The sequence below is a fragment of the Sphaerochaeta sp. UBA5836 genome, from assembly GCF_002432845.1.
Classification (GTDB): domain Bacteria; phylum Spirochaetota; class Spirochaetia; order Sphaerochaetales; family Sphaerochaetaceae; genus Sphaerochaeta.
On the sequence record NZ_DJGW01000011.1, the window covers coordinates 3,006 to 7,112 of the forward strand.

3 protein-coding genes are annotated in these 4,107 nt (G+C 52.5%); 1 reads left to right on the forward strand and 2 read right to left on the reverse strand.

All coding sequences use genetic code 11. The features are described from left to right. Positions 1 to 185: 185 nt before the first annotated feature. Positions 186 to 1,085: a helix-turn-helix domain-containing protein gene (locus B3F49_RS00875; protein ID WP_293893051.1), complete on the reverse strand. Its 900-nt coding sequence runs from the start codon at positions 1,083 to 1,085 to the stop codon at positions 186 to 188. 396 nt (positions 1,086 to 1,481) lie between these two features. On the opposite strand from B3F49_RS00875, the gene B3F49_RS00880 reads away from it, so the two are divergent. Further along, the gene (locus tag B3F49_RS00880) at positions 1,482 to 3,215 is read left to right on the forward strand and encodes a DUF5054 domain-containing protein (RefSeq protein ID WP_293908577.1); all 1,734 of its coding nucleotides are present in this window, start codon (positions 1,482 to 1,484) and stop codon (positions 3,213 to 3,215) included. Here the strand turns inward: B3F49_RS00880 and B3F49_RS00885 are convergent. Continuing rightward, positions 3,212 to 3,988: a carbohydrate-binding protein gene (locus tag B3F49_RS00885; RefSeq protein ID WP_293908578.1), complete on the reverse strand. Its 777-nt coding sequence runs from the start codon at positions 3,986 to 3,988 to the stop codon at positions 3,212 to 3,214. The genes B3F49_RS00880 and B3F49_RS00885 overlap by 4 nt on opposite strands. Between the last annotated feature and the right edge of the window lie 119 nt (positions 3,989 to 4,107).

The following is a 4,107-nucleotide window of genomic DNA, read 5'->3' on the forward strand; positions in this document are numbered from 1 at the left end:
GGCAGTATACCATGGATTATAAAAAATAGACAAATAAAAAGTTGTTAAGATTTCAATTTTTAGACATTTTTAACAATATTTGCCATGTCTTATAGTCATAAAACTATACAATATAGTGAAAAGAGGTTTGTAAAGTATGAAATTTCAGTCAAAAGTCAATTTTATATTTGTAAATTTTTAGACATTTATGTATGATGTATATCGAGCTTCTCCAGAATCTGCCCACGATACACACCAGGTGTAACTCCCTCGGTTTTCCGAAAAACCGTATTGAAGTAACTGGTTGTTGCAAAGCCCAGCTCCTTGGAGATTTCGCTCAGGGAGTATGAGGTTGAGGTGAGCATTTTCTTGGCCTGCTCGATTTTTGCCAACGTGATGAATCGCTTGGTCGAATACCCTTCGGATGCAAACACGATGCGGGAGACTTGTTTCTCGCTGAGGTTCATGAAGGCGGCGATATCGGCAGGGCTGATGGGTCTGAAGATGTTGTCCTCGACAAAATCGGCGATCATATCCATCCTGCTCTTCTCTTTGGCGTTGGATGGATTGGTGTGCAGGCCCATGCTTCGTGCAGCAGCGACCAGGATGGAGGGAACAAGGGAGTGGATGATTATCGAGTAGCCGGGTTTCAGCTCAAGTGCCTCATCGATGGCTTGTTCGAACAGGGCGATGACGCCGCTGGTGTCTTTGACAGGAAGGCAGGCACAGGAGAGGAAGAACTCATGCAACTGCACCCATTCACTTGCCGATCCTGTGCTCTCTTTTCGAGGACGGAAGGTGCAGTCAAGACTGTACTCGACCAGGTCTTCATCGGAGAGGGACCATTGCTGGTGGTACACACCCGGAGCGGTAAGGTAGAAACTTCCCGCTTCGGCAACGAAGGAGTGAGTGTCGGTGGCGACTGTGCAGGAGCCACGGGCAATGATATGGAATTCAAAACTGGAGTGGGCATGACGTTCAATCTCCCACTGCCCCGATTTTTGCATGATGCGAAACCACTGCACATCGATGGTGAAGCCGGAAAGTTCAATGCTGATGGGAAGCTCAGACAGGCGCCTGGAAGCTTTGTTCAGTTCGGTGTCCACGGTAAATCCTCTCTACGCAGTATGCATTTGTTGGGGCCTTCATGCAAGCAGAAGGAGAGAATCTGAGTATGATCAAAACCGTGCACGTGGTTTTCAAGACCCATTTGGATATTGGTTTTACTGATTTGGCTGCGAGAACCATCGAACGGTATCACAAGCAGTTCATCCCCCAGGCGATCAGGGTGGCAAAGCAACTGCGTGATGCACACGCAAATGAGCGCCTGGTTTGGACAACCGGCAGTTGGTTGGTCAAGAACTACCTGCAGCATGCAGATGAGCAGGATCGGGCTTTGTTCGTTGAAGCGATTGAGGCGGGTGACATCACCTGGCACGCCCTGCCGTTCACCACNNCATACGGAATTGATGAACAGCAGCCTGACCGAGTATGCACTTTCCTTGTCACAGAACCTGGACGCCCGGTTCGGACATGCAACAATTGCAGCCAAAATGACTGATGTCCCCGGTCATACCCTTGCCTTGGTTCCCTATCTTGCAAAAGCCGGGGTGCAGTTTCTCCACATCGGGGTCAACGGAGGGTCTACTCTGCCCGATGTACCTCCTCTTTTTGTGTGGAAGGCTCCCACGGGAGAGGAGGTGATGGTTCAGTACGATGCCTCCTACGGCTCCTCGGAGCCGATTGGAGAACTGCAGGATGTCCTGGTCATCGAGAACAGTGCCGACAACGCTGGACCACCTGACGTCCGGCAGGTGTACGCCGTCTTTGAAACGTTGAGAAAAAAATATCCTGGAGCAACGATTCAGGCAAGCGATCTCTCTTCGTATGCACGTGCCATCCTTCCATTCAAGCATACGCTTCCTGTAGTAAAAGCCGAGATCGGGGATACCTGGATACATGGCATAGGCAGCGACCCTTACAAAGTCAGGTGTTTGAAACGCCTGCTTTCGTGGGCGAAGACGAAACCCGACGTGCTGGGTAGCGACTGTTTCATGGATCGGCTCTTGATGATATGCGAGCATACGTGGGGCATGGATTTCAAAAAGTACCTGGGCGATTACACCAACTATGCTATCGATGATTTCCACCGGGCGCGGGAGCTTGATGTAGTCTCTGCATCAGCTGTTCCTCCCGCCTACCAATTCATAGAAGCATTCGCCCAAAAAGAGTATGCCCACATCTTCGGAACACAGGACCAACGACGATCGACACGCAGGTATTCAGTCTTTTCCCTCAGTCATCAGGAACAGAGGTCGTATCTGGATGAAGCGGTTGCTTCGCTTCCTCACAACCTGCAGATTGAGGCAATCGATGTCCTGAAACCGCTGGACATCGGGACTGCTTGCAAGCAAGCAACGGCAAAGCGGTTATCGTCACATACGCCTATCCGGATTGGATCGTCTCAGGTTGTCGTTGCCGATGACGGCAGCATAGCCTCGCTGCGTACTGCAGACGGGACTGAATCTGTCAAGGGGGAGGGTATCGGGGCATACCGATATGAGAGCTTCAGTGCCGAGGATTACGATGCCTTCCATCACCAGTACAACCGCAACTTTGATGCAGGCAGGGATTGGATTCTTGCAGACTATGGCAAGCCGGGCATGGAGGCTGTACAGCCGAAGGTCGAGCATCGCCTCTGCAAGGGGAGACTGAAGAATCTGGTTCGATTGGATGGTCCTGCAACGGTTGAGCTTTGTGCTACGCTTGAGGCTGAGGAGGAGAGTCCGAGGGGGGCGCCGAGATGCGTGCAGATTTTGTATCGATTCAGCAAGGAGGGAAAACTTCTTGAAATGACGCTTGCCTGGAGCAGGAAGGAGGCGACCCGCCTACCCGAGGCTCTGTGGCTGTCGGTGGGGTTGCAGACCGAAGCCGGGGGGACCTGGCGCATGCTCAAGCTCTCTCAGGAACTGCCTTTGGATTCGACTGTCTCAAAAGGGGCCCGGTCGATCCACGCAGTTGAAGGTCTTGTGTATGAAAACAAGGGGAGGCGACTGCTTGTTGAAAACCTCGATTCCCCGTTGGTTTCACTTAGCCGAAGGAAGCTGCTCTGCTTCGATGATGAACTGCCCCAAGTCGATGGAGTTTTTCATTTCAACCTGTACAACAACATCTGGAACACCAACTTCCCCCTTTGGTATGAGGAGGATGGCCAAAGCACCCTTCGCTTTACCTAGGCCTCGACACCCCAGACTTCAAGTTGGGTGAGGGCCGGGAAGGGGGAGGGGTCGCTCGCTTCCTTCTTCAGGTCATGGAGGGTGAGGCTGGTCACCACCGCCGGCTTGATCGGAAAGCGTTGGGGAAGGGGATCCTTCTGGAGCTGAAAGACATGCGTCCGGCCTTCGTTGTCGGTTACTGAGGCTTCGGTCCACCAGCTGTCATGCGGCCAGTCGGCGCGGATGGTCAGCCTGATCTCATCAATGAGAACAGGTCTGCCGAAGTCGAGGGTGAGCTCGGCCTTGGGGTCGCGGTTTATTCCCCAGCTCTCAAAGGGATACTCTCCATGGCTGTGGTTGGTGAAGTTCCCGTCGATTGCATTGCGTGCTGCAAAGACCATCTCCCCGCGCGTCTCCACATTGGCCTTTGCGTGGGGGAACAGGCCGCTGGTGCGATGGTGGTCGTACGGATTGAGGGCAAGATTTCTTCGACCGGCTTGCCCGGCCTTGGAAAGGGTGAGCAGATGCATGCCGCCCAAGAAAGCCTGGGCTGGATAGCAGGTGCGCTGTGCAGGCTGGCACGGGATGGCATAGCGGGCTTCTTCCTTGAGATAGACAATATGGCTGCCCAAAGCCTCGTCAAGCTGGATCTGGTAGAGGCCGCCCTGGGGGACATGGATGACTATCTGGTCTCCCTCGTTGTAGCCAGTTTGGTGCACCAAGGCGCATCCATACCCACTTGCTACACTCTTTCCTATTACGTTTTGATCCTTGTCCTGAATTTCAAGGTGCATATGCTTCCTCCCGATTGCCCACTATAGCATATGTGCCCTTACTTGACAGCAAGCTTTTGTTCGTCCATGGTTATAGTATGAATTGTACGTACCTATTTCATAGCACCTTTCTGCTCGAA

What these genes read in the sequence shown, in the direction of transcription:
- B3F49_RS00885 (WP_293908578.1), bottom strand. Translation starts at nt 3,988, where the DNA reads ATGCACCTTGAAATTCAGGACAAGGATCAAAACGTAATAGGAAAGAGT.